The organism is Halomonas sp. KO116, assembly GCF_000734975.2.
Taxonomy (GTDB): Bacteria; Pseudomonadota; Gammaproteobacteria; order Pseudomonadales; family Halomonadaceae; genus Vreelandella; species Vreelandella glaciei.
In genome coordinates, this window is the sequence record NZ_CP011052.1 from 3,688,625 (window position 1) to 3,713,880 (window position 25,256).

The 25,256-nt window shown below is 56.8% G+C and carries 17 protein-coding genes; 6 read left to right on the forward strand and 11 right to left on the reverse strand.

The genetic code is table 11. The features are described 5' to 3' along the window. The 7 genes from KO116_RS16850 to KO116_RS16880 form a co-directional block, all read right to left on the reverse strand. Complete coding sequence (locus KO116_RS16850; protein ID WP_035564234.1) at window positions 1-9,792, reverse strand: non-ribosomal peptide synthetase; 9,792 nt, start codon at window positions 9,790-9,792, stop codon at window positions 1-3. A gap of 69 nt (window positions 9,793-9,861) precedes the next feature. Continuing rightward, window positions 9,862-10,863, reverse strand: coding sequence for a TauD/TfdA family dioxygenase (locus KO116_RS16855; RefSeq protein WP_045812162.1), 1,002 nt, complete (start codon window positions 10,861-10,863; stop codon window positions 9,862-9,864). Then, the gene (locus tag KO116_RS16860; protein ID WP_052703792.1) at window positions 10,856-11,614 is read right to left on the reverse strand and encodes a 4'-phosphopantetheinyl transferase family protein; all 759 of its coding nucleotides are present in this window, start codon (window positions 11,612-11,614) and stop codon (window positions 10,856-10,858) included. The genes KO116_RS16855 and KO116_RS16860 overlap by 8 nt, the downstream gene beginning before the upstream one ends. After that, window positions 11,592-12,332, reverse strand: a complete 741-nt coding sequence (locus tag KO116_RS16865; RefSeq protein ID WP_035564231.1) for a thioesterase II family protein — start codon at window positions 12,330-12,332, stop codon at window positions 11,592-11,594. The genes KO116_RS16860 and KO116_RS16865 overlap by 23 nt, the downstream gene beginning before the upstream one ends. Beyond that, on the reverse strand, window positions 12,322-12,567 hold the full coding sequence (locus tag KO116_RS16870; RefSeq protein WP_035564240.1) for an MbtH family protein: 246 nt from the start codon (window positions 12,565-12,567) through the stop codon (window positions 12,322-12,324). Before KO116_RS16870 ends, KO116_RS16865 begins: the two co-directional genes overlap by 11 nt. A gap of 257 nt (window positions 12,568-12,824) precedes the next feature. Then, complete coding sequence (locus KO116_RS16875; protein ID WP_035564229.1) at window positions 12,825-13,031, reverse strand: FecR/PupR family sigma factor regulator; 207 nt, start codon at window positions 13,029-13,031, stop codon at window positions 12,825-12,827. Between the two features lie 123 nt (window positions 13,032-13,154). Next, entirely contained in the window at window positions 13,155-13,682 is a 528-nt protein-coding gene (locus tag KO116_RS16880; RefSeq protein WP_035564227.1) for an RNA polymerase factor sigma-70, read from the reverse strand. Between the two features lie 258 nt (window positions 13,683-13,940). Between KO116_RS16880 and KO116_RS16885 the strand changes: the two genes are divergently transcribed. Both KO116_RS16885 and KO116_RS16890 read left to right on the forward strand, forming a co-directional pair. Further along, on the forward strand, window positions 13,941-15,557 hold the full coding sequence (locus tag KO116_RS16885) for an ATP-binding protein (protein WP_082072624.1): 1,617 nt from the start codon (window positions 13,941-13,943) through the stop codon (window positions 15,555-15,557). 127 nt (window positions 15,558-15,684) lie between these two features. Further along, entirely contained in the window at window positions 15,685-16,482 is a 798-nt protein-coding gene (locus KO116_RS16890) for an inositol monophosphatase family protein (protein ID WP_035564223.1), read from the forward strand. An 80-nt stretch (window positions 16,483-16,562) separates the two neighbouring features. On the opposite strand, the gene ykgO is transcribed toward KO116_RS16890, so the two are convergent. Further along, a complete protein-coding gene (ykgO, locus tag KO116_RS24740) occupies window positions 16,563-16,703 on the reverse strand; it encodes a type B 50S ribosomal protein L36 (RefSeq protein ID WP_082072625.1) in 141 nt (46 codons plus the stop codon). Window positions 16,704-16,715: 12 nt separating this feature from the next. After that, window positions 16,716-16,985 carry a type B 50S ribosomal protein L31 gene (locus KO116_RS16895; RefSeq protein ID WP_035564221.1) on the reverse strand — a complete coding sequence of 90 codons (270 nt, stop codon included), beginning with the start codon at window positions 16,983-16,985 and terminating at the stop codon, window positions 16,716-16,718. 144 nt (window positions 16,986-17,129) lie between these two features. Between KO116_RS16895 and KO116_RS16900 the strand changes: the two genes are divergently transcribed. The 3 genes from KO116_RS16900 to KO116_RS16910 all read left to right on the forward strand — a co-directional run bounded on the left by KO116_RS16900 (window position 17,130) and on the right by KO116_RS16910 (window position 20,323). Then, window positions 17,130-18,476, forward strand: a complete 1,347-nt coding sequence (locus KO116_RS16900) for a glycerophosphodiester phosphodiesterase family protein (RefSeq protein WP_035564219.1) — start codon at window positions 17,130-17,132, stop codon at window positions 18,474-18,476. A 234-nt stretch (window positions 18,477-18,710) separates the two neighbouring features. Beyond that, window positions 18,711-19,478 (forward strand): ATP-binding cassette domain-containing protein, encoded by a 768-nt coding sequence (locus KO116_RS16905; RefSeq protein ID WP_035564217.1) that lies wholly within the window; start codon window positions 18,711-18,713, stop codon window positions 19,476-19,478. A gap of 89 nt (window positions 19,479-19,567) precedes the next feature. Next, window positions 19,568-20,323, forward strand: a complete 756-nt coding sequence (locus KO116_RS16910; RefSeq protein ID WP_158414218.1) for an ABC transporter substrate-binding protein — start codon at window positions 19,568-19,570, stop codon at window positions 20,321-20,323. Window positions 20,324-20,353: 30 nt separating this feature from the next. Here KO116_RS16910 and KO116_RS16915 read toward each other — a convergent pair whose 3' ends face one another. After that, window positions 20,354-22,522 carry a TonB-dependent receptor gene (locus tag KO116_RS16915; RefSeq protein ID WP_035564213.1) on the reverse strand — a complete coding sequence of 723 codons (2,169 nt, stop codon included), beginning with the start codon at window positions 22,520-22,522 and terminating at the stop codon, window positions 20,354-20,356. 206 nt (window positions 22,523-22,728) lie between these two features. Between KO116_RS16915 and fhuF the strand changes: the two genes are divergently transcribed. Next, entirely contained in the window at window positions 22,729-23,517 is a 789-nt protein-coding gene (fhuF, locus tag KO116_RS16920; RefSeq protein ID WP_035564211.1) for a siderophore-iron reductase FhuF, read from the forward strand. 6 nt (window positions 23,518-23,523) lie between these two features. Here the strand turns inward: fhuF and KO116_RS16925 are convergent, their stop codons facing one another. After that, entirely contained in the window at window positions 23,524-25,176 is a 1,653-nt protein-coding gene (locus tag KO116_RS16925; protein ID WP_035564208.1) for a multidrug ABC transporter permease/ATP-binding protein, read from the reverse strand. Window positions 25,177-25,256: the final 80 nt, after the last annotated feature.

Consider the following 25,256-nt stretch of genomic DNA (forward strand, 5'->3'; position numbering starts at 1 on the left):
TCAGCTCTCCATACCATCTAATAGCGCCGCCATCTTTTCGAGCTGTGCGCCCTCTTCCTCTTTCACGCTTTCACCCCACTCCTGAATGGACTCACGCATCGAGACCAAAGTGGCCTGCTCGAAATAGATACGCAGGGGAAGTCGTATAGAGAAATGTTCCTCCACTCTGGCTTGCACTCTTAAAGCCAATAACGAGTGCCCCCCTAAGTCGAAAAAGTTGTCATGACGCCCCACACGCTCGACGCCAAGGACTTCTGACCAGATATTCGCCAGTGCCACTTCCACCTCGCCTTGAGGCGGCTCGTACTGCGAGCCAATGGCCAAATCCGGCTCAGGTAGCGCCTTGCGATCCACCTTGCCGTTGGGGTTCAGTGGTAACGTATCGAGCGTGACCACGACTCCCGGCACCATATAGCCCGGCAGTCGCTGCCCCAGCGCTTCACGCAGTGAACTAGTGTCGAGTTCACTGTCGGCCTGGGGCACCACATAGGCCACCAGCCTCAAACCACCGGGGCCTTCTTGAGCGACTACCACTGCCTCGCGAACCTCCGGCTGAGAGAGTAGTTCGGCTTCGATCTCGCCAAGCTCGATACGCAGGCCGCGGATCTTCACCTGGTGATCGAGGCGGCCCAGGTACTCGAGCTGACCATCTTCCCGCCAGCGCACTAGGTCGCCGGTGCGGTAGAGACATTCGCCCTGCGCAAATGGATCGGCGACAAAACGTTCTGCGGTAAGGTCAGGGCGGTGCAGATAGCCCCGTGCCAACCCAATGCCTCCGAGATAGAGCTCCCCCGCAACTCCCGGTGGCGCTAAGTTAAGATCTCCATCCAGCACGTAGGTGCGGATACCGGCGATGGGTTGACCGATAGCTACGTGGTTGCGCCCATCGTCTTGGCAGATCCAGTGGGTGACATCAATGGCCGCTTCGGTGGGGCCGTAGAGGTTGTAGAGCGCCACTTGAGGTAAGCGGGCAAATACCTGATCCTGCAGTTTGGCCGGCAGCGCCTCACCGCTGCATACCAAGCGCGTCAGACTGGTGCAGTCTTCAACCTTGCCATGAGCCAAGAAGGCCTGAAGCATTGAAGGTACAAAGTGCAGTGTAGTGATGTTATGGCTACGGATTAGCTCGACCAATTGTGCCGGTTCGCGATGGGCTCCCGGCGGCGCCATCACCAGCCGCGCCCCCTGCATCAGCGGCCAGAAGAACTCCCATACCGAGACATCGAAACTGAATGGCGTTTTCTGCAGCACCGCATCGTCGGTCGTCAGCCCATAGGCGTCTTGCATCCACTGCAGGCGGTTGGTCAGCGCGTGATGACGGTTGGCCGCACCCTTAGGGCGCCCGGTAGAACCCGAGGTGTAAATGACATAGGCGAGATGTTCACCGTGCAGTGCCACCTCCGGGTTGGTTGACGCATGATGCGCCACGTCCAATTGATCCAGCTCGATAACGCCAAGGCTCTCAGACACCGGCAACGTATTGCGAAGGTGCTGTTGGGTAAGCAGCAGCTCAATACCGCTGTCTTCAACCATATAGGCCAGCCGCTCGCTCGGATAATCCGGATCCAACGGTACATAGGCGCCACCCGCCTTGAGGATAGCCAGCAGCCCCACCACCATATCGACGGAGCGCTCAACAGCGATGCCTACTCGAGTCTCAGGTTGTACGCCAAAACCAATCAGATAGTGGGCCAAGCGATTGGCCCGGGTGTTAAGCTCGGCGTAGCTGAGATGCTGATCATCGAAAATGAGGGCTGTAGCTCCAGGCGCTATATTGGAACGACGCTCAATCAAACGATGGATCGGGCCCTCCCAGTTATAATGCTCATCATTAACGCTCCACGCCTCAAGCTGTTGCTGCTCACCGTCACTTAACCAGTCGATTTCACCGACTCGTCGAGTGGCCGACTCACTCAACTGTTTAAGCGCTCCTACCAGATGCTGGATCAACATCTCGGCAGCGGCATCATCTAACTGTGATCGTGAATAGCCACAGCAAAGCTCCAACGTTTCCTTCTGGAAAATCACCAGCGTGACGGGGTAATTGGTCTGTTCGCGGTTGGCCACCTCGCCGAACACCAATTCATCCGGCAGGTTCTGATGCAATGCTGCATCAACGGGATAGTTCTCGAATACCAGCAAACTATCGAACAGCGACTGGCCACCCTGCCCCGCCCAACGTTGGATCTCGTAAAGCGGCGTATGCTCATGTTCACGACTCGCCAGGTTTTGTTCCTGCAACTGGCGCAACCACTCATCGACGCGAAGCGAGGGATCTAGTGAGACAATGACCGGTAAGGTATTGATGAAGGGGCCGATCAACTGCTCTGCCGCCGGTAGCTCCGCAGGTCGCCCGGCTACGGTCGCGCCAAAACAGACGCTATCTTGCCCCGTGTAACGTGCCACCAGCAGCGACCAGGCGCCTTGCATTAGCGTATTGAGCGTTATGCGAGCCGCTTTGGCGAAACTCTCCAGTTGCTGAGTGGTCGTGCTATCCAGTGACAGGGTGATCTCTTGATGCCCAGCTTGCGCTTCATGGGGTCTAGGCATGGCGCTGACGAGATGCGTAGGCGCATCGAGATGCTGTAATTGGTCACGCCAGTAGGCTTCACTGGCATCAGTGTCACGGCGCTGGAGCCAAGCGATGTAATCGCGATAGCACCCCTCTGTAGGTGGCAGAGTCTCCCCTGCGTAACTGCGCAATACCTCACCCATCAGTTGCGAGGTACTCCAGCCATCCAGCAGCAGATGGTGGCGCGTCCAGATAAAGCAGTGCCGGGTATCTGCTATTTTCACCAGCGCCGAACGCATCAGGGGCGGCGCCGTCAGATCGAATGGCGCCCGTTGCTCCTCGGCCAGCCTCTCAAGCGCTCCTGATAGATCCGCTCGTTCGCTCCAATCCGCCTCGAACCACGGCAAGTCGACGGTACGTGCGACCCACTGCAGCGGCGTTCCAGCTCGCTCCAGGAAGCCGCTGCGTAATATCTCATGGCGCATGAGTACGTTTTGCCAGGCGCGCTGGAAGCGTTCGATATCCAGGTTGGTAATCTCTACCTGCAACTGGTTGAGATAGGCCACATCTTGGTCATCGTAGAGGCTATGGAACAGCATGCCCTGCTGGAGTGGTGACAGCGGATAGATATCCGCCAGTTGGTCGGTGGCAATAGGCAAGCCGTCCAGCTGCTCTTGACTCAGCCCCGCCAGCGGGAAGTCCGAAGGTGTTGCGCCACGAACGCCACTAGCACAGTGCCTAATCAGTGCCTCAAGTTGCGCTTGGAAGCTTGCTTGCAAGGCGTGTATCGCTTCCTCGCGGTGAATCTCACGACTGTAATTCCAGTCGAAGCGCAGTTGGCCATCTTGAACCCAGGCCACCACCTCAATCCAGGTACGGCGCTTGCTTTGCGGCGCGCGAGCCTGCCCTGCATTCTCTTTGGCGAGCCGCCAGGCCCCATCGCCCTGTAGGGAGCGATCCAACTGGCCTAGATAATTGAAGGTGACCTGGGGGTAGGCACCACCGACCAGCGCGGGCTCTTCTTTCAAATAGCGCAGCACGCCGTAGCCGAGCCCCTTTTCAGGCACTTGGCGAAGTTGCTCTTTGATTGCTTTTAGGCTTGTGCCGGGCTCCGCATTATCTGGGCTCAGGCGAACCGGGTAGAGCGAGGTGAACCAACCTACGCTGCGACTGAGATCGACACCGTCGAACAGGTCTTCGCGGCCATGGCCTTCCAGCTCAATCAGTACGCTCTCTCTCTCTGCCCATTGGCACAGGGCGCTCGATAGTGCAGTGAGAAGCAGGTCATCCACCTGGGTGCGGTATGCTTTATGCACCGGCCCCAATAGTTGCGTGGTCGCCTCGGTAGGCAAACTGCCAACGAGCGATGCGGTATCGGCGACGGTGTTGCTGCCATGGGGATTATGTGCAGGTAGGCTAGGCTCTGGCTCTTTGACAAGGCTCTCCCAATAGGAGCATTGCTCAGCCAAAGCCTCCGATTTGGCATAGTCGGCCAGGGCACGCGCCCACTCATCTAGCGAGGTGGTTGCCGGTGGTAGGTCGACTATCTTTCCTGCATTTAACTGCGCGTAGGCCGTTTGCAGGTCGTCGAGGATCACGCGCCACGAGACGCCGTCCACCACCAGGTGGTGAGCCACTAGCAGCAATCGTCCGCCGCGCTCGCCTCCCAGTGCCATCCAGATAGCACGGAACGGCCGCGCCAAACTCAGACTGCTTTGCGCAGCATCGGCAGCCTGGGTGATGACCTGCGCCGGATCCGCATGATCGCTTACGTCCACGTGCTTGAGGAGATCGTCGGCTAGCTTGCCATAGGCTTGTTGCCAGCTATCGCCAACGCGCTCAAAGCGCAGCCGCAAGGCGCTATGGTGATCTACCACTGCCTCAATGGCACGCCGTAGCAGCGCGGTATCTACACCACTGTCCGCTTCCAGCATCAACGACTGATTCCAGTGGTGTGGCTTGGCAAAGTTCTGCTCGAAGAACCAGCGCTGTACCGGCAGCAGCGCAAAGGAAGCAGCCTTGCTGGGCGCAGCCGCTTGTTTAGGTGCGGCAGCCACCAAGGGCGTGGCCATCGCCGCCACTGCGGCAATGGTCTGCCCTTCCATCAACTGCTTGGGCGTTACCTTGTAGCCACGCTTACGCGAGCGCGCGACGATCTGCAAGCTGAGGATGGAGTCACCACCCAGCTCGAAGAAGTTGTCGTTGCGCCCCACCTGCTCGCAGCCGATCACGTCAGCCCAGACCGCTGCCAACGTCTCTTCTGCTTCTCCCTGGGGCGCTTCAAAGGTTTTACCACTACCGGCTTGCACTGGCTCGGGCAGCGCCTTGCGATCCAGCTTGCCATTGGCGGTTAGTGGCAGAGCCTCCAGCCGTACCAGGGCGCTGGGAACCATATAGTCCGGCACGCGCTCGCCAAGCTGCGCGAGTAACACAGCATCTTCAACGTCGCTCCCGGCTGCCATCACCACATAAGCGTACAGTTGCGCGCGTCCTTCCTCATTTTCCCGAGCGACCACTTCGGCCTCCGAGACCCCTGGCTGGTCGCGCAACAGGGCAGCGACCTCGCTCGGTTCCACCCGATAGCCGCGAATCTTGACCTGATCATCCACACGGCCAAGGAACTCCAGGCTACAGTCGGCCAGTTGGCGCACGCGGTCACCGCTGCGATAGAGCCGCTCCCCCGAATGGAAGGGGCTTGCAACGAAACGTTCCGCCGTTTGCCCCAGCCGCTGTAGATAGCCTTGAGCCAGCCCTGGGCCACCCAAGTAGAGCTCACCGGCAACACCCTTCGGCACCGGATTAAGCCAGGGATCGAGCACATAGGCCCGAGCATTGGCCAGCGGTGTGCCGATCGGCAGCGTGCTGGCAGCTCGATCGGCCATGTCGGCTTGCTGGGTGAGAATACCTACCGTGGTTTCCGTGGGGCCGTAGTGATTGAGCACCCCGCAGGTGGGCTTAAGCTCGGCAATACGCGCCAGTAGCGCCCAGTCGGTCGCTTCGCCGCCCAGAATCAGGCGTTCGTGCGGAAGCACGTCAGCCGGGTTTGCAGCACTCAGCAGTGCCCGCAGGTGGCTGGGCACAATCTTGAGCACATCCACCCGCTGTTCCCGCATATAAGCCGCAAAGGCATCTGGGTCGAAGGCGCACTCGGGGGAAATAAGGTGCAAGGTGCGGCCGGTGCACAAGGCACCAAACAGCACCGTATGCCCCAGATCCGCCGCTACCGTCGAGACCATCGCCATGTTGCGGGCATCCTCTAGTAGCGCCAACGCTTCCAGAACGCCCTGTACGTAATTGGCCAGAGCACCGTGACTAACCGCCACCCCTTTAGGCTTGCCCGTGGAGCCAGAGGTATAGATCACATAGGCGATCTGCTGGGGATGAATGACGGGTGGTTCGTGCTCGACTGCAGCCGAAATATCGTCGGCAAACGCCAGTTCCATTACCGGAACGTCACCATTCCAGTCGCAAGCCGTACTGCTCAGCATTAAGCGAGCACCACTATCAGCCAGTTGATAGGCCAAACGTTCACTCGGCAGTTGCGGATCCAGCGGTACAAACGTCCCACCCGCTTTAAGTACGGCGAGAATGCCGAGCACGTACTCGCATGAACGCTCGGCGTGAATGGCAACACGCACCTCGGAACCAACGCCTTTTGCGATTAGCGCCTGTGCCAGACTCTGGGCTTGGGCATCCAGGCTGGCATAGGTATAACGGTACTGCCCGTCGTTTATGGCTAACTCATCAGCATTAGCTGCCACCGCTTTCGACAGCAGGGTGGGTATATCCTGAGCAAGAAATTCGCTTTGGTTGCCTTCCAGCACGGAGATAGGCTCGGGTAGCGCCAGCATCGCCGTGTGAGACTGCGGATCAGCGACGACCTGCTCAGCCAGGCACCGGAATGCCTGACAGAAACGCTCGATCGTAGCGGCATCGAACAGCTCTGCGGAGTAGGCGAATAGACCTGTTATTCCCTCAGGCTCATCGCAAAAATCGAGACTCAGATCGAAGTGAGCAATACCCGTGAATACCTGCTCGGCTTGAATGGCCAGGCCAGCCACGTGACGCTCCGCCTGCCACATTTCCTGCTGAGTACACTTCACCTGAAATAGCGGATGTACCCCCGGTTGCCGTTCTAGCTGTAGCGCCTCCACCACTTGATCGAAGGGGACATCCTGATGCAGCTGGGCATCGATCAGGGTAGCGTTCACCTCATCTAACAAACGGTCGAAATTTCCAGTGTGATCAATCTGAGTGCGCAACACAACGACATTGATAAGGTACCCAATTAAGCCCTGAAGCTCGGCTTTATGCCGATTGGCAATCGGCGCCCCTACCTTGATATCTGTCTCACCGCTAAAGCGATACAGCGTCTGCTTCAATAGCGCCAAGATCACGGCATAGAGTGAAACGTTTCTTTCACGGGCTAGGCTACGTAGCTGCTCGCTCAACTCACCGGGAAGCGTAAAGCGCAGGTGGCCTTCGCTCGGTGCGGACATCGCTTGGCGTGGGCGATCCAAGGGCAACGCTAGCGGGGGATGATCCCCGGAGAGGCGTTCACACCAGTGAGCAAGTTGGCCCTGCCGCTCACTACTGTGCTGCTGACGCTGCTGCCAAACCGCATAATCTGCGAACTGTATTGGCAGAGGTGCAAGCTCGACGTCTCGCTGTGTGCAGGCGCTCTCATAAAATGCGCATAGATCATCGATGAGCACCTGTACTGACCATCCATCGCCAGCAATGTGGTGCTGCACGACAGCTAACACATGGTGCTCCGTGGACAAGCGGTAGAGGACGACGTTTAAAGGAGGCGCCTGTTCAAGATCAAAAGGCTGCCGCGCCAGTTGAGTGAGTGCGTCATGCAATGCCTGCTCCTGTTCAACCACGGTATCACCGGGTATATCGTTGCAGATCAGCTCAGGACTCCAGTCCTGCGCTAGCCGCTGAACAGGTTCTCCCGCCTCACTCAAGGGGTAGTAAGTACGTAAAATATCATGTCGCTGAACAAGGGCCTCCAGCGCTGCATTGAGCGCTGATAGATCCAACACCCCCTTGAGGTGCAGTGCCCCTGCCATATTGTAACCAGCGCTCTGGGGATCGAGTTGCCACGTCAGCCATAGGCTACGCTGCCCTTCTGACAACGGTATATCGCCTTGACGTTGAGCATCTTCAAGGCGTGGGATGACCAGCACCCGTTGATCCGATGATGCCGCCAGGCATGCTTCGATAGCTTTAGCCATGGCAGACAAGCGCGGTTGCTCGAACAGCGCGTGCAGAGATAGCTCGACGCCCCAGTGATCACTGATGGCGGCGGCTAGTCGAACCGCCGCCAGCGAATTACCCCCGCTGGCGAAGAAGTGAGCATTGCTTCCCAGTGGCGTTTCCTTGTTGTTTCCCAGCGCTTGGCGCCAGAGCATCGCTAACGTCTGCTCGGTTTCGCTCCCTGATTCCGCAGTAGATTGTGATGACTCTCCACCACCAGCGTCCTCAGCGTCACCACCACTGACAAAATGCCCAAAGGCGTGAATGGCGTAGGCATCCAGGCTACCCGCCTCCCAGCCTTGGCGGCAGGCGCTGCGCTGTAGCTTTCCGCTGGAGGTTTTGGGAAGGCCACCTGGGTTGAGCAGTAGCACTACCGAAAGTGGCTCGTGGCAAGCGGATCCCACCGTCTCGCTTAGCGCTTCGACCAACTTCTCGGCGGGCACTAGCTTCTGTATGCCGCGAGAGACTTCTGCCGCGACGCCAATGCCTTCGGCGCCTTCGGGGGTGGTCACGGCAAAGGCCGCCACGCGCCCTTTGCGCACTGCTTCCACTTCCGCCTCGATAGCGCTCTCGATATCCTGTGGGTAGACGTTATGGCCGCGCAAAATGATGAGATCTTTGATACGCCCGGCAATATACAGCTGCCCCTCGTGCAGAAAGCCCAGATCGCCGGTGCGTAGCCAGCGATCATCGCGAGCATCGTGGTTCTGTGCATCAGTATCATCGGTGCGCTGCCAACTGACCCCATCGCGGGTGACAAAGGCTTTCGCTGTTGCTTCTGGATTCTGCCAATACCCATGTGCCACGCTGGGCCCGTTGACCCAGATCTCGCCGACTTCACCATTGGGCAGCGAGTGAAGCCCCTCAGGATCGACAATATCGATAGCGTGACAAGGTTCCGGTGTACCGCAGCCCACCAGGGTGTTGCCTTCAACCGCTGAGGCAGCCTTTCCCTCGGCCAGCGACTGTTGAGAAAAAGCCGTGCCCACCACGCCCGTACCGCGCGAATTACAGCTAACCAATAGCGTCGCTTCGGCCAAGCCATAACAGGGTGCTGCGGTGTCAGCGGCAAAGCCCGCTGGGCGGAAGCGCTCGATAAAGCCAGTGAGGGTATCGTGGCGTACCGGCTCAGCGCCTGAGAACGCGACCCGCCAGCTGGATAAATCGAGCGCCTCAAGCTGCTCGTCGCGGATACGCTCAAGACACAGCCGATAGGCAAAATCGGGGCCACCGCTAATGGTGCCCCGGTGGCGGGAGATCGCTTCCAGCCAGCGTACCGGCCGCTGTAAAAAGAAGGTGGGGCTCATCAATACCGCAGGGATACCGCGATAGATGGGCTGCAGCAGGCCGCCAATCAGCCCCATGTCGTGGTAAAGCGGCAGCCAACTGACGAAAACATCATCAGCACCAATCGAGAAGCCCGTCTCGATAGCACGCTCGTTGGCCATCAAGTTGCCATGGCTGACCATAACGCCTTTGGGCGTGGCCGTGGAGCCTGAGGTGTACTGTAAAAAGGCGATATCACCACGCTTGGGGTGATGTTCGACCCAGTGTTCAGCGCGGCTCTCATCTACGGCATCCACGGGGATCAGTTCGGCGCTGCCGAAGCCTTCGCTTGCCGATGCGACCACATCGATAATCGTTGTAGAGGTGAGCACACAGGCGGCCTGAGAGTCGGCGGCAATGGCGAGCAGGCGCGCCAGATGCTGCTGCTTGGCCGACTCTGGAGGGAAGACCGGCACGGCAATCACCCCGGCATACAGGCAGGCGAAGAACGCCACCACGTAGTGCTCATCGTTATCCAGCAGGATCAAGGCACGCTCACCCGCCGGGAACCTCTGCTGTAGCTCGCTGGCCAAAGCACGCGAACGCCGCTCCAAGGTGGCGTAATCAAGGGTGGTATCACCTTGAGCGTTCACTACAATCAGCGCCCTGTCGCTGGGCCTTTCCTGGGCCAGGCGACTTAAATGCTCAACGAAGCTGTGGTTAACAACATTATGGGACGGGTGGCTGTTCATTGTCTGGGCGTGCCTTATATTCATATGCGTACCTGCTGGAACTCCTGGCCGTGAGATGAGGCGTTATGTTTAGTCGTTGGAGAGGTTGCCGTGACCTTCCGCCATGGCGACGACGACTTTGCGCGGCCCTTTAAACGGCGTGCGCGCATGGGCGACCAGCATGTTGTCGAGCATCAGCACATCGCCTGCCTGCCAGGGGAACATCACAGTTTCGTCGGCCAGTACGCCGCGGATCTCATCGAAGATGGCATCGTCGATGGGGCTACCATCGGCAAAGAAGACGTTGCGCGGCATGTCTTCGGGGTCTAGCAGCTCTTCCAGCGACTCTCGCACCTCTGGCTGCAGGTTGGAGACATGGAAAAGATGGCCTTGGTTGAACCACACCTGCTCACCGGTGACAGGGTGAGTCTCTATGCTTTGGCATAACTGGGTAGTACGCAGGTCGCCATCGGGCTTCCACTCACAGCGAATACCCGCGCGCTGGTAGAATGCCTCCACTTCAGCGCGGTCTTCGGTGTTAAACACCTTTTGCCAAGGCATATCGAAATCACCGTAGTTGCGTACGTAGAGAATGCCGGGGGCAAAGCGCTCGCGGATCTCTGCGGGCATACGGCGGTAAATGGCGCGGCTATCGGCTATCGGCGTCTCTCCTCCTTCGGGGGAAGCGGTGACACAGTGGAACCAGATTTTCATCGGCCACTCGCGGGTGTAGGCCTGCTCATTGTGGAGGGGAATATGTTGATGAGCGGGATACTCGGTCGAGGTATAAATGCCTGACGAAACCGCTGAACGCGGTGTTGAGGCGAACTCATAGCTCAGCAGCGGATGACCAAAGGCGGCAGCAAACTGCTGAAAATCGTCCACGGAGGGAACATCGAAGCCTCTTAGCAACACCCCACCGACTCTGGCCACCAGCGTCTCAATATCAGCACGCAACTCGCCAAAGGCTTCCAGCAGCGGCTGCCCTGGATAGGTGGGGGAAATCATAATGGGCAGCTCCGAATCAGCAGGCCCCTGACGTTTGGATATGGTGTTGGTTGGTTGCGTTGGTGTTGCGCTTTGATTATCCATGATGGATCTCCTGAAAAGTCGTTGAGTCGCGTTGGCCCTGGGCGCCATGGGCATAGCAGGTGCAGTCCGAGTCGACATAGCTTTTGTCGACATAGCCCAGGGCAGCGGCATAGCCACTCGGCGCTGGCAGCGGCCATGCTTGCAAAGGTGATGACACGGGAAGCGAGTGCTCAAGGTGATAGGTGCCTGGCGGCCCTAAAGAGGAAGTGATCGAGAGCGCCTGCAAATGATCAGCGATGCCCAGACCCAGGGCTTTGAGCACTGCCTCTTTAACCACCCAGCGCTCCATGAAGGGCAGCGCGGAGCTGTCGCGTGCGTGGTCGAGCTGCTCACTCGGCGATAGCACCAGCCCTTGCAGCGGCGCCAGTTCGGCCTCGGGTCGGCAGCGCTCAATATCGACTCCCACCGCGCCGCCGGGAGCAAGCGCGATCAGGGCGACATGGCCAGAGTGGGAGACATTGAAAGCAGGCCCACCAGCGTTTTCCAACGCTGGTTTTCCGTAAGCGTTCTGAGTGAACGCCAACTTTTCTGGCGCTATACCGGTGTGCGCTGATAGCAGTCGCCGCAGGGCCGCGCGAGTCGCCACGGCGCGTACGACGTCGGCGTGACGGTGAAGCCGCTGGGCACGCTGCCACTCGGCTCGACTCAGCAACCGATCATCGTCGTCAGCCACCGGGGCGTTCAGGTCGAGCGATAAACGCCAGACTTCAAGCCCCTCAGGAGCCCCTTCAGCTAACTGTAGGCGCTGCATGGGGCACCTCCTCAAGCCGTCGGGTCAGTGCCCGTTCGATAGTCTCCAGCACTTGTGCTTGCTGCTGGCGAATAAAGAAGTGCCCTCCTTCGAACCAGTCCAACGAGTACGCCCCGCCCGCTTCTCGCTGCCACGCCTCTAGACGCTCTCTTTCGATATCGTCATCGCGCCCTGCGAGTACCTGTAAGGGATAACCAAGCGGCGACCCGCCGCGATAGCGGAAACTGCGGCAGAGGCGATAGTCCGCCGCCAAGACATCAAGAGTGAGGCGCAGCAGTTCCGGGCTTTCGAAGACCTCCTCTGGGGTGCCGCCCTGTTGGCGAAGATCCGCAATCAGGGCTTTGTCGTTATCAAGGCCCGCCAAGCGGTCTGAGTCGCGCATTGAGGGGGCCGCGCTGCCTGAGGCGAACAGCATCCGCGGCTGAGGCCGCCCTACATCACGCAAGCGAGCTGCCATGCCGTAGGCCAACAACGCCCCCATGCTGTGGCCGAACAGGGCAAAATCACCGCGCAACCGCGTTGCCTGCTCTTCGCACAGCCGCACGACCTGGGTCTCGAAGTCATCAATAAGCGGCTCACCCAGGCGTTCGCCACGCCCAGGCAATTCGACGGGGTACACCTCGACCCAGGCGGGCAACTGGCGCTTCCAGCGCAGATACATGGTGGCGCTGGCCCCGGCGCAGGGCAGGCAGAGCAGCCTTAAACGCTTAACCTGCATTCACCTGCTCCGCCTCGGCGTTGGCCTGCTCATCCATCCACTGGCGCAGCGAGAGTGGCCGCATGTCTGTCCAGGTTTTTTCGACGTAGTCGAGGCAGGTTGGCTTATCGCCAAGCACGCCGGTATCGGTCCAGCCTGCGGGAATCGCTTTCCATTCGGGCCAGAGGGAGTACTGCTCTTCGTGGTTGACTAATACGCGGAAGACACCATCTTCACGATCAAAACAGCTTGTCATGGGACTAACCTCACCGTTGCCTAAGAAATGAGAAATAAAACGCAATTGCTTCTCATTACTTAATGACGAGTGAGGCGTCAGAAAATTTAATGCTGAGGGGAAGAAAATAGAAAAAAATAAGGAGAGGGGCCGCTAGGGCGTCGGCATAGAATTTCCCATGCCAGGCTAAAAACTGCACCAGTGGAAAGCAGCTTTAGCTCGCGACCATTGAGTTAGCCTGACAACCGAAGGAGGAAGAGCAAAAAACAGTGACTTGATCAGCTGCGCTCATCACCACTTGGGATCATCCCCGTTAGCAGCCATAGCTGTTCGGCTTCACGAAATACACGGCGGTGCTGGGAAGAAGCCGCTAACCAAGCATGCAGCACTTCGCGATCAGCGTCGCTCAACGTCTCCTCATGCTCGCGCATCAGCCAGTCTAGCGCTGTTTGCCAAACGGCATCGTCGCCGCTGTCGTTATCCATCGTTACTGTCAAACCTCGCTATTGCGGCCTGCCTATTACCTGTCTCGGGAAGCGTGTAATAGTATCAACGCTATTTGCTGACAGTGTAACAAAGCGACAACAAAGAGGGGATGGAACGTGGGCTTACCGATCTGGCAACGTCTGACCTTGTAGCGACTGGCGGCAATGAGTCAGTGCATCGCGAATCATAAAATTAACTAACGTGGTGGAAATACCTAACAAGTGGGCCACTTCCCGCTGCGTATGACTTCCCGAACGATAGAGCTCAAAAGCGCGCCGCGTACGCTCGGGCAGCTCGTCCAACGCGTTAACCACCTGTGCCAAAGCCTGGCGGTCAATCGCGATCACCTCTGGGGAGTGTGACGCGTAAGAGGCGGCCTCGCCCTCCTCTTCTTTTGCAAACAACGTTAACTCAAACGCCGAACGGCGGCAGCGGTCAATGGCGAGGTTGCGCACCACGCGTGACACGTAGGATATGGGCTGCCTCACTTCAAAAAGCGTGGTTGCTTCTGAAATTTTCAGATAAGCATCCTGCACGACATCATCGGCTTGATCAGCATTGCCCAAGACTCTTGCAGCGACACAGCAGAGCCGGGGCCGCTGATTAACGAAGATATCTTCTAACTCAGCGCTCCAGGTCTGGGTATCCACAGCTCGGCCTCCTGCCTTGATTACACCACAAATTAAATGGCAATAATTATTATTTGCGTTAAGGCGCGGTAAGTCAACTGGTGAGAGCTAAATCACTTTTTATAACGATATGCTTGTTGGCGGCACTGCTGCATGAGATGTTTCTCCCCCCTCTCCAGCACTTGTTACTTCATTCATTGCCACCAACACCTCTGCCTTAGGCTGCGAACAACACTCGGCACGCTGACGACTCGTGGCTAGGCATTTCAGCCCCTGAGCATGCTAAACTACTGCTGCTCGTATCGCTGTTTTTTGCTCTGGAGACCCACCGTGACGGATGCCCATCGCCGCAAGCTCCCCATCGGGATTCAGACGTTCTCGGATATCCGCGAGGGCAACTATTACTACGTCGATAAAACCCCGCACATTGAGCGCCTAGTTAACCAGAATAAATACTACTTCCTCTCGCGGCCACGCCGCTTCGGCAAAAGCCTGTTGCTGGACACCCTGCGCTGCCTGTTTGAAGGTCGCCAGGCGCTGTTCGAAGGGTTGTATATTCACGACAGGTGGGACTGGCAACAGCGCTATCCGGTGATTCGGATTAGCTTTGCCGATGGCGTGATGCAGAGCCGTGAAGGGCTGGATGAACGTATCCGTGAGCAGTTACGCGTCCAACGTGAGCAACTCGGCATTACCCACCACCATAAAACCGACATACCGGGTGAGTTTTCCGCCCTCATCCGCGCCGCCCACCAGCAGAGCGGCCAGCGGGTGGTCATTCTGATTGATGAGTACGACAAGCCGATTCTGGATAACATCCTGGTGCCGGAGCGTGCCCGGGAACTGCGCGAGGGCTTGAAGAACCTTTACAGCGTTATTAAAGATGCCGACCCGCACCTACACTTTGTGCTGCTGACCGGTGTTTCCAAGTTCAGCAAGGTCAGTCTTTTCTCGGGACTGAACAACCTCAACGATATCACCCTGGATGCCCCCTTCAGCACGATTTGCGGCTACACCGACCAAGACATCGACACGGTGTTCGCCCCTGAGCTACCCGGCCTTGATCGCGAGGCGATCCGCCAGTGGTATAACGGCTACCGCTGGGGTGGCAGCGAGGTAGCGTCCGTCTACAACCCCTTCGACGTGCTGTTGCTGTTTCAGAAACGCGAGTTCGGCCCTTACTGGTTTGAGTCCGCAACTCCGACGTTTTTGGTCGACATTCTTAAGCAGCGCGGTGTTTTTACCCCCTCGTTGGATCATTGGGAAACCGAGTACGAACTGCTCAGCCAATTTGATGTGGATCAGATCAGCACCGAAGGCCTGCTGTTTCAAACCGGTTACCTGACCATTCAGCAAGTAGAAGAGCCTCTGCGGGGCTACCGCCAGTACACCCTTGGCTTCCCTAACCGCGAAGTCGAAACCAGCCTCAACCATGCGCTGCTGCCGTCACTAGGTGTCGAAAACGCCCCACGTGAGCGCCGTACGCTGTTTCGCCATTTAAGCCAACACGACCTGGCCGGATTGGAAACGCACCTCAAAGCGCTCTACGCAGGTCTGCCCCACGACTGGTACCGCAACAATCCCATCGCCAAATACGAAGGCCATTATGCCAGCGTCTTTTACAGCCACTTTGCAGCCTTGGGGCTGAATGTGACCGTGGAAGACGCCAGCCACCACGGCAAGGTGGACATGAGCGTGGATTTTGGTGGGCATATCTACCTGTTTGAGTTCAAGGTGGTGGAACAACTGCCGGAAGGCAAAGCGCTGGCGCAGATCAAACACAAAGGCTATGCCGATAAGCATCTCGCCTCTGGCAAGCCCATCCATCTAATCGGCGTGGAGTTTTCTAGCGTCCAGCGCCAAATTGTGGGGTTTGAAGTGGAAACTCTGGCTTAGTTATCAAGCTTTCCGCCGCTGTCATCGGTATGTCATGAATGGCTAGTTACATTGAATGGTTTGTTACATTGCATAGATACAGTTTTGACCATTCAATAAGACACGATGCATGCTTAGGGGAAATACAATGCTCGATAGCAGCAATGACCTGCTCGAAACGGTGAAGCAGGCGGCGTACGAGGCGGGTGCGCTGTTACGCGAGGGATATTCGCTCAAGGGTCGGATTGCCTTTGAGCAAAAGGGGGCGTCAGACTTTGTCAGCTACTACGATACAGCCGCCGAGAACATCATTATCGACTGTATCAGCAGCGTTTTTCCCGATATCGCTTTCCTCGGTGAAGAGAGCGGGCTTACACCCACCGATAGCAACTATACCGTGATCATTGACCCTCTTGATGGCACTAGCAACTTTCTGCATGGGGTGCCTCACTTCTCGGTTTCCATCGCGGTGACTAAAGGTAACGAGCTGATCATTGGTGTTGTTTATCAACCGCTGCTTGATGAAATGCTCTGGGCAAGCCTTGGTTTCGGCGTTTTCCTCAACGACACACCACTCAGCACGCCGGAACCGCGCCCACTCAACGAGATGCTAATAAGCACCTGCCTGCCCTACCATGCTAAAGGCGACTGCACGACGGCCCTAGATCAACTCGCTGCCCTAATGCCCCGGGTGGCCGGCATCCGCAGCCCAGGCTCAGCGGCGCTGGAGATCGCCTACACCAGCCTGGGCCGGTTTGATGCGTTTTGGTCTCAAGGCGCTAAGCTCGACTTTTGGGATATCGCCGCCGGTATTGTGATTGCCCGAGAAGCTGGCTACACCGTCACGGATCTCACTGGCGAGCCGAATCCCGCTCAATGGGACAGCCTAATTGCAGCGCACCCTGAGCGGCATAGCCAATTGCTGGCGTGCTTAAGTGCCTGTTGATAAACGATCAACGTCACCTCGGAACTCGCGCGTTGTCGATTCATTGACGCAAATAAGCGGCTGATGAAAGCCCCTTCGGCCTATTTTTTGTGCTTTCCTCCCTGGCGCGCTTTGAAACGGGGGTTGGTCTTACAAATGACATAGAGCCGCCCGCGACGTTTGACCACTTGGCAATCGGGATGGCGATTTTTGGCCGACTTGAGTGAGCTGAGTACTTGCACGCTATAGCTCCGCTATTTGGCGTCAGAAGACTGACGCGAAACCCTACCAAAGCGCTGTTGGAAGCGCGCCACCCGACCTTCTGCGGAAACCCTGCGTTGCTCGCCGGTATAGAAAGGGTGAGACGCGCTAGAGACATCCAGATCAATCACCGGATAGGTCTTGCCATCTTTCCAGACAATTGTCTGCTTTGAGGTGCAGGTAGAACGGATCCGAAAAGTGGCGCCGCAGCTGGTGTCACGAAATACCACGTAGTCATAAGCAGGATGAATCCCCTTTCGCATATTCGGCTCCTTCAACTATAATCGATATAAGATAACATAACAATTAAACATGATTCTCATTAGCATGTAAAGGTTGTCATCGAAGAACACGTGAAACCTACCTACACTCAAAACACCCACTTCCCCGCAAAGAGAATCTCGTTGATGAAGGCTTCCGGTCTCCTAACAACCACGTTCATATCAGTTGGCCTGCTAGCCGCTAACACCACCCATGCTCAAGAAGAGAGTGACGCAAAGCGCTGGGATGATGCCCTGGTTAACGCGGCTCAGCAGGTGACGCTGGGGCCGCGTCCGCTGTTCTTGGTTAACGACATGAGCGCGGATAACGATCACGAGCGCGAATTGAAAGCCTCTTTATTGAATTGTGCTGCGGAGCAAACCCAATGGCAGCGCTCTCCCTTGACGATTGGACATCGTGGCGCGCCGTTACAGTTTCCAGAACATACGCTCGAATCTTATATTGCCGGGGCTCAAGGCGGGGCGGGTATTCTTGAGTGCGACGTCGCCTTCACCGCAGATGAGGAGCTCGTCTGCCGTCACTCCCAGTGCGATTTACACTACACCACCAACATCGTCGAGACCGACTTAGCTGAAAAATGCAGCGTGCCTCCCGCTTTTGACGAAGAAAATGGCGAGCTAGTAAATGCAGCCGATATACGCTGCTGTACCAGCGATATTACGTTAGCCGAATTTCGTAGCCTGCAAGGCACCATGGAGGGGGTTAACACTGATGCAGCTACCCTTGAAGAGTACCTTTCAGGCACACCCGAATGGCGCACAGAGCTGTATGCTACCCGCGGCACACTGATGAGCCATGCCGACAGCATTGCGCTGTTTCAGCAGCTTGGCGTGCAGATGACCCCAGAGCTGAAAGCGCCAGAGGTTGAAATGCCGTTTACAGGCGGTTCAGAGCAAGCATTTACGCAGCAGGCGTACGCACAAAAAATGATCGATGAGTACAAAGCGGCAGGCGTTCCTCCCAGCGACGTCTTCCCGCAGTCATTCAATCTAGACGATGTGCTTTACTGGATTGAACATGAGCCTGAGTTTGGCAATCAGGCGGTTTACCTTGATGGCCGCTACAGCGATGGCTCCTTTGATCACACTAACCCCGATACGTGGCAGCCAAGTATGCAGTCGCTGGTGGAAAGCGGTGTTCAGATTATCGCCCCTCCCACCTGGATGCTACTAGAAACGAATCCCGATTTCGGCAACGATGAACTGGAGAGGCGCTTGCAACCTTCACTCTATGCCCAACGTGCCCGTGAAGCAGGGCTAACGATGATTGCATGGACCCTGGAACGCTCGGGGCCGTTGAAGGAAGGCGGCCAGTGGTACCACAGCACCACTGACGATGTCATTCAGCGTGATGGCGACAAACTGATTACCTTAGATGCCCTCGTCAATGAGGTTGGCGTTATCGGCGTCTTCAGCGATTGGCCTGCCACGGTTGCCTTCTATGATAACTGTGCCCAGCGGGGTGCCCCCTGACTGGCATAGCCAACTGCTAGCGTTTTAGCTGCCCTGATAAACGATCTAAGTCATCTCTAAGCTCACTGGCTAGCCAATCAGTGGAGGCTAGCTGGCTGAAACTTTCCCCTTGCCTGCGTTCCCCAAGGGCGTTTGCCCTCTCTCACGTAAATCTTTTCATTTTTTTGTTAAAAATGAGAACCATTAGCACTAGAATAGAACTATTGTTATTCACCCCGTCCCCAGGAGTCATTCATGTTCGAGGTCAAAGGCGCCACCTTTGAAATCAATGGTAAGTCGATTCTAAACCCCATTGACCACAGCTTTCATGAGGGCAAGGTTTACGGCCTGATTGGCCATAACGGCTCGGGCAAGTCGACGCTGATCAAGCTCATGGCCCAGCAGCAGCCGGTAAGCCAGGGGGGGATTCACTTTGATCAGCGCCCACTGAGTGACTGGGGGAATCGTGAGTTTGCCCGCCAGGTGGCTTACCTACCCCAGCATTTACCAAGCGCAGAAAGTCTTACCGGGCGCGAGCTAGTCGCCTTTGGCCGCTACCCATGGCACGGGCTGCTGGGCCGCCACACCCAGAAAGACAAAGATGCTATTGATCGCGCTATTGCTCTGACCCACACAGAGGCCTTTGCCGACCGCTTGGTCGACACACTCTCTGGTGGTGAACGTCAAAGGGTGTGGTTGGCGATGCTGCTAGCCCAGGGCAGCCGATTCCTGCTGTTGGATGAGCCCTTAGCGGCGCTTGATATCGCCCATCAAATCGAAGTGCTAGCGCTAATCCGTAAGCTGTGTGACGAGTTAAACCTTGGTGTGATTATCGTGTTGCATGATATCAACATGGCATCACGTTACTGCGACGAGCTAATGGCACTGCACAGCGGTCGCTTGTTGGCCCATGGCAGTCCTGGCGATTTGATGTGCTGTAGTACCTTAGAGGCGATTTATGGATTGCCGATGCAAGTCATGAAACATCCCAACGGAGAGCACAATATTGCTGTTGCACAATGAGACACTGCTTTCACCGTGGCTTGTTAGTGTTGGCCTGTCTTGGCACCCTAACATCCAATGGAGTAGCTGCTTCAACGAAGGTAGTCACCTTGGATTGGACAATAGCCGAAACGCTGATCGCTTTAGATAGTCCGCCCGTTGGGTTAGCAGAGATTCCCCAGTACCAGCGTTGGGCTGGCGTCGAGCGATTACCGAGTGGCGTTCTTGATGTCGGCCTGCGTGCTCAACCCAATCGCGAGCTCATTGCTCAGCAGGCACCCGATCACGTCCTTCTCTCACCGCTGTTTATGCGCTTGAGCGACCAGTTGAGTACTATTGCTCCTATCACTGCGCTGGCCACCTACCAGCCTGGAGGTCCCCTTTGGCAGCGCCTAAAGCGCACAACGGTGACCCTAGCCAAACTGAGCGGCAATCAAGCCGCGGCCGCCACGCTGATTGATGGCGTTGAAACATACCTGAGTCAACAAAAAGCACGCTTGGAACCACAGCCACCACTACTTATCGTGCAGTTTATCGACGCGCGACATCTACGGGTATTTGGTGAGCACAGTCTGTTTCAGGCGGTGGTAGAACGCTTGGGGTTGACCAATGTTTGGCAACAACCTACCAATCAATGGGGGTTCTCCACGGTAGCTTTAGAAGAGCTGTTGAGCTACTCCGATGCGGCAATCATCATAGTCGAGCCGCTCCCTTCAGGAATGGACGACGGCATTACCAGTAATGCACTGTGGCAGCAATTACCCGCTGTGAAAGAGAACCGCGTTGTTCGCGTACCGGCGGTCTGGAGTTTTGGGGGCTGCCATCCGCTGCGCGCTTCGCTGAGTTACTCAGCGAAGCGCTATTAGCCCGTTAAACGAAGCCGTTTTAAAGAGCGTTTAGAAGTCCAGTGCCGCCGAAAGTTTGACCGTACGCGGCTCACCTTGAGTCAAATAACCACCGGTTGCCGAGGCCCAATAGTTCTCATCGGTAAGGTTTTCGATATTAGCTCGCCAGGTGAGCGTAGTGCCGTTGAGCGGCATGGCATAACGTACGCCGAGATCCCAGCGCGTCCAGGCGTCAACTTCAAGCTGATTGGCAGCGTCTAAATACTGGCTGCCATTACGCACCGCACGGCCACTGAGCGTCCAGCCCGGGGCTTGTGGAATATCCCACTCGCTGCCTAGGACTAACCGATAACCGGGCACCCCAATCGCATCGTTACCCTGGTTAGTGCCATCGTCAGTACGCGTCAGTTCAGGATCTATCCACATAGCACTGCTTAGCAAGCGCAAGCCGTCCAGCGGTTCACCGTAAACGCTTACCTCCACTCCACGATTACGCTGTTCGCCGTAATAGTCATAAACGCCGGTTTCAGTGTTAATAAAGGCGTTGGGTTGCTCAATTTCAAACAGGCTTAAGCTGCCACCCAGGTTACCCAGATCGAGCTTGGCACCTACCTCGTTCTGTTTAGCTTCGACCAAACCAATACTCTGCCCAGCATTTACCGCCGAGGTAGGAGCCGTATCACCCGGCTGCAGTGCTTCAATATGGTTAGCGTATAGCGAGAGTGAGTCGGTCGGTTTCACGACGACGCCATACACAGGCGAAAGCCGTGTATCGCTGAAATTGTTGTCAAAATCACCCTTATAGTCATAGTTAGTGACGTCAACTTCCTGATAGCGGGCGCCCAGGGTAAACAGCAGTCGATCATCCAGGAAGCCGAGCGTATCGGATAGCGATACGCCGTTGTTACGGGTGCGGCTACGTAGGTTAGGATTACTCATATCGCCGTCGCTCCAATCCGGCGTTTGCAGCGGCACATCGACAGGTTGATAAATGTTGGTATCGCTCGGTGTAAACAGCACCATCTCATAAGCCGAACGCGTGGTGCGATAGACGCTGGAATAGCCTAAATCCAACTGATGAGTGACCATGCCTGTATCAAAAACGCCCCGTAGCCCCGCCTGGCCGCCTACGCTTTCAGCCCGATAAGGTACGCGCATCTGGCCAATAGTAGCATCGCCTTGAGAATTATTGACCGTAGGCGAGGCGTAAACGCCGCTTTCACGAGTGTCATTGCCACCCAGTGCCGCATAAGCTGTCCAGCTGTCGGTGATATCATACTCACCGCGCAGCATCGCAAAGTTGGTGTTTAGATCGGTATTGGCCCACTCTGGCGTATAGTTGGTGCTAGCAGAAGGTGCGTCGGGTACTGCTGTGATACTCCCAGCGTAAACCACTGAGCGGCCACCGTTCACGGTGTGACTTTGATGTCCAATATCCAACGAAGCGCGGCCGCGCTCACCGCGATAGTCAAGCCCAATCACGGCGGAGGTCGCACGGCGTTCTTCACCGTCAATCGCTGTGTCGCCACGCCCCCGCACGACATTAGCGCGCACGCCAAACTGATTTTCATCACCAAAACGCCGACCAAGCTCGATACCACTTTCGACATAGCCGCTGTCCGTCACTCCGGTAGTAAGCCGATTGAGGGGTTCATCGGCAGCGCGTTTAGGCTCAATATTGATAGCGCCACCAACGCCAGAGCCACTGGGCGAAACACCATTAGCGAAGGCGTTGGCGCCCTTAAATAGCTCCACACGCTCGGCAATATTGGTCGCGACTACCTGGCGGGGTAGAACGCCATACAGTCCACCGTAAGCAACGTCTTCGCCATCGAGTTCAAAACCGCGGATCTGAAATTTCTCTGCGTAGTTGCCGTAGCCAAAACCGCTTTGTACCGATGCATCATTGATTAACACATCGGCCAGCGTCTCAGCCTGCTGGTTTTCAATCAGCTCAGCGGTAAATCCAATCACATTGAACGGCACATCGGCCGCATTGCGCTGCCCCCAGGTGCCAACGCGGGCACCGGCAGCCACTTGGCCACCGGCAAATGCAGGCGCCGGAGTATCACCCCTCGCTGCAGCCTCCCCGATCACCGTTACGGTCTCCAGCGAAGCACTGTCGTTGGAAGATGCTTGCGCCCAGACAGTGCAGGGCAAAGGGAGCGATCCCAGCAATACGAACGTGAGCGTACGCCAGGAGAGGCAAGGTAGCGACATGGTGAATCCTCTTCAGATAAGAGCAGCCAGCAATATAATCATTGCAATGGGAACGCGAATCTTACACTAAAGCATAATCATTTGTATTTATAACAGCGATGCATTTAACGTATATAGCTATTTTAGTGATATGCATTATCGTTTATGATGACCTCAGCCTTATTTCCTCAGTGCGCTGTGTCAAAACCTTGTGATGGAGCCCCGCGATGCCCTCCGCTCTGCGTCAGCCACAACTGTTCGAGCCCTCGTTGGCTGCCTGCTACACCGGGCCGTTGGCGAACTTTACGCCGCCGTTAATAGGTGGAACGCCACCACTGGAAGCGTTCAAAACAGCCCGTTGGCGGAATGCCGATTGGCTCAAAGAGGATCTCGCTCGCTTTGCTGAACAGTACCCAGGCGGTGACCAGCGGGCAGTGGTATCGATCTGGTCGAAGTGGCACTTAAGTGCGCTAACCGTTCCCACACTGACAGCCAACCTGCTGCTTAACCGTGACCTGCCGGTGGGACTGGACGACATGCAGGTTATCTTTAACGACAAGGGCGCCACCTCGCGGCTGTGGTTACCCCACAAAGGCACGCCGATAACCACTCAAGATCCGTTTGAGCGTTTTGCTACCCTGATTGAACAGCACTGGGCACCGTTAATTGAGCAATTAGCGGCCATCTCCGGCGCCGCTCAGCGAGTGTTCTGGAGCAATGCCGGTGGCTACCTGGATTTTTACGTCAATGCGCTAGGCGGGCATCCGCTTGCCAATCGGCAGGCGTTTGAAGCCGCCAAGGCGCTGCTGGAAGCACGCACCCTGCCCAACGGCAAGCGCAACCCGCTGTTTCAGCCGGTGCGTTACTTTACGCCCAAGGGGAGTGAGGAGGTTAAGCGGGTGCGCAAGCTCTGCTGCCTGCGCTACTTACTGGATGAGTTTGATACCTGCGGTACCTGCCCACTTGAGGGCTGCGACCTGGAGGCGCGCAAACGCGCCAAACTGGCCGCCCGTTAAAGCGGTTTAGATATTTATTTGCGCCACCGCATCTTCACTTGCTCGCGCACGCTGCTCGCCTTTCAGCTCGCTTAATTGCCCCTTCGACATCTCCAGCAACCGATCAGCGTGGACGAAGTAGCTGTCGTCGTGGCTGATGGCAAACACGGTTTTACCCATCGCTTTTAAGTGCGGTAATAGCTCGCGGTAGAACAGCCGTCGGAACTGCGGGTCTTGATCCGCCGCCCACTCGTCGAGGAGCAAGATATCGCGCTTTTCGGCAATCGCCAGCAGAAGTGCCAGGCGCTTACGCTGCCCTTGTGAGAGCTGCGTGTTGATAACGCGATCACCCTCCCACTGCAGTTTGTGCTGCATCTGCAGTCTCTCAAGCCAAGTATCAACGACCTGCGGGTCAGCAGGTAGCCCTTCAGGGCCCATGGTCTGATCAAACTGATGGAAATCGGTAAACACGCTGGCAAAGCGAGCGCGGAACGCTTGCCATTGAGCAGCAGTAACCACCTGTCCATCAATCTTAATAGTACCGCTTTGGGGGCGGTATAACCCCGAGAGTAGCCTTGCCAGGGTCGATTTACCGCTACCGTTGCCGCCGATCAAAAACACCTGCTCACCGCGCGCAAGGGTCATATTAAGAGGCCCCACCTGGAAACCCTCGCCTTGGGCGGTGTCAGGGTAGTGATAAGTGACTTCCTCCAGCTCCAGACGCTGCCAATCGGCCAGCGTATCGTCGACGGCAAAGCTTGACTGGTACTCGGCGAGTTCCAGACTGCTCAACTTATCAAAAGCGACCTGGGCGCTGATCAGCGTTGGCCAAGCGCCCACCGCCTGAATCAGCGGCGTACGCAGGAACAGCAGCGTCAACGCGAAAGTGGAAGCCACCGTGGTACTCGCCCACCCCAATCCATTAGAGAGGAAAAACACCACCCCGATGGCGCCCAACATCATAATGTTAGACCAGTTGTTAGCGCTTAAATGGTAGGTATCGGCGCGGATGATGTGATAACGGTAATCGCGGGCATTGGCGGTATAGCGCTCATCATAAAAGCGCCGGGCACGGTCGCGGTTCAGCGCCAGTTCTTTGCGCCCTTCAATGGCCGCCTGGAAATCTTTATACAGGCTGTCTTCGCTTTCACGCACGAGGCGAAAATGGCGATACACCCGCGACACCAGCACCCAACCCACGCCCATGGTGAACGCGATCCACAGCACGGTGATCACCACCATTTGCGGCGACAGCCAGGCCAAATAGGCCACCGAGGCAAGCGTTAGCACCACGCCCTGAATCAGTTCCGGCAGACGCACAAAGCCAATGGTGATGTTACGCACATCGCTGGACAGGCTAGCAAGCAAGGTGGCGTTGCCCAGCTGCTCCAAGCGCTCAATATCGGTGTCGAGAATCCGCTTCACCAGTCGCGAGCGCAGGTCAAACACAAAGTGGTGCCCCAGTACCGTCAGCGCCAATTGCGTACTTAGCGTGACTGCCAGCAGCACCGCCAGCAGGCCTAGAAATTGCGGCAGCGCCGCCATGCTGCCTACCTCAATAAGCCGCTGGTTGATAAAAGCAATCACCCCGACCCCTAAGCCAGCGCTCAATAGGCTCAAAGCAATGGCGCCTAAAAAAGGCCAGCGGTAGTGATGAAATACTAAGCGCAGCAGTTCCATGGGACTCCTTGCCTTCCTGTAAAGAGCGCTGAAGTCTAACAGCAGCGCCGCTCACCAAGAAGGAGTCATTAACATTGGAG

Coding starts and splice junctions, on each gene's coding strand:
- KO116_RS16850 (WP_035564234.1), bottom strand. CDS start 9,792: ATGAACAGCCACCCGTCCCATAATGTTGTTAACCACAGCTTCGTTGAG.
- KO116_RS16855 (WP_045812162.1), bottom strand. CDS start 10,863: ATGGATAATCAAAGCGCAACACCAACGCAACCAACCAACACCATATCC.
- KO116_RS16860 (WP_052703792.1), bottom strand. CDS start 11,614: ATGCAGCGCCTACAGTTAGCTGAAGGGGCTCCTGAGGGGCTTGAAGTC.
- KO116_RS16865 (WP_035564231.1), bottom strand. CDS start 12,332: ATGCAGGTTAAGCGTTTAAGGCTGCTCTGCCTGCCCTGCGCCGGGGCC.
- KO116_RS16870 (WP_035564240.1), bottom strand. CDS start 12,567: ATGACAAGCTGTTTTGATCGTGAAGATGGTGTCTTCCGCGTATTAGTC.
- KO116_RS16875 (WP_035564229.1), bottom strand. CDS start 13,031: ATGGATAACGACAGCGGCGACGATGCCGTTTGGCAAACAGCGCTAGAC.
- KO116_RS16885 (WP_082072624.1), top strand. CDS start 13,941: ATGCTAAACTACTGCTGCTCGTATCGCTGTTTTTTGCTCTGGAGACCC.
- KO116_RS16890 (WP_035564223.1), top strand. CDS start 15,685: ATGCTCGATAGCAGCAATGACCTGCTCGAAACGGTGAAGCAGGCGGCG.
- KO116_RS16895 (WP_035564221.1), bottom strand. CDS start 16,985: ATGCGAAAGGGGATTCATCCTGCTTATGACTACGTGGTATTTCGTGAC.
- KO116_RS16900 (WP_035564219.1), top strand. CDS start 17,130: ATGAAGGCTTCCGGTCTCCTAACAACCACGTTCATATCAGTTGGCCTG.
- KO116_RS16905 (WP_035564217.1), top strand. CDS start 18,711: ATGTTCGAGGTCAAAGGCGCCACCTTTGAAATCAATGGTAAGTCGATT.
- KO116_RS16915 (WP_035564213.1), bottom strand. CDS start 22,522: ATGTCGCTACCTTGCCTCTCCTGGCGTACGCTCACGTTCGTATTGCTG.
- fhuF (WP_035564211.1), top strand. CDS start 22,729: ATGCCCTCCGCTCTGCGTCAGCCACAACTGTTCGAGCCCTCGTTGGCT.
- KO116_RS16925 (WP_035564208.1), bottom strand. CDS start 25,176: ATGGAACTGCTGCGCTTAGTATTTCATCACTACCGCTGGCCTTTTTTA.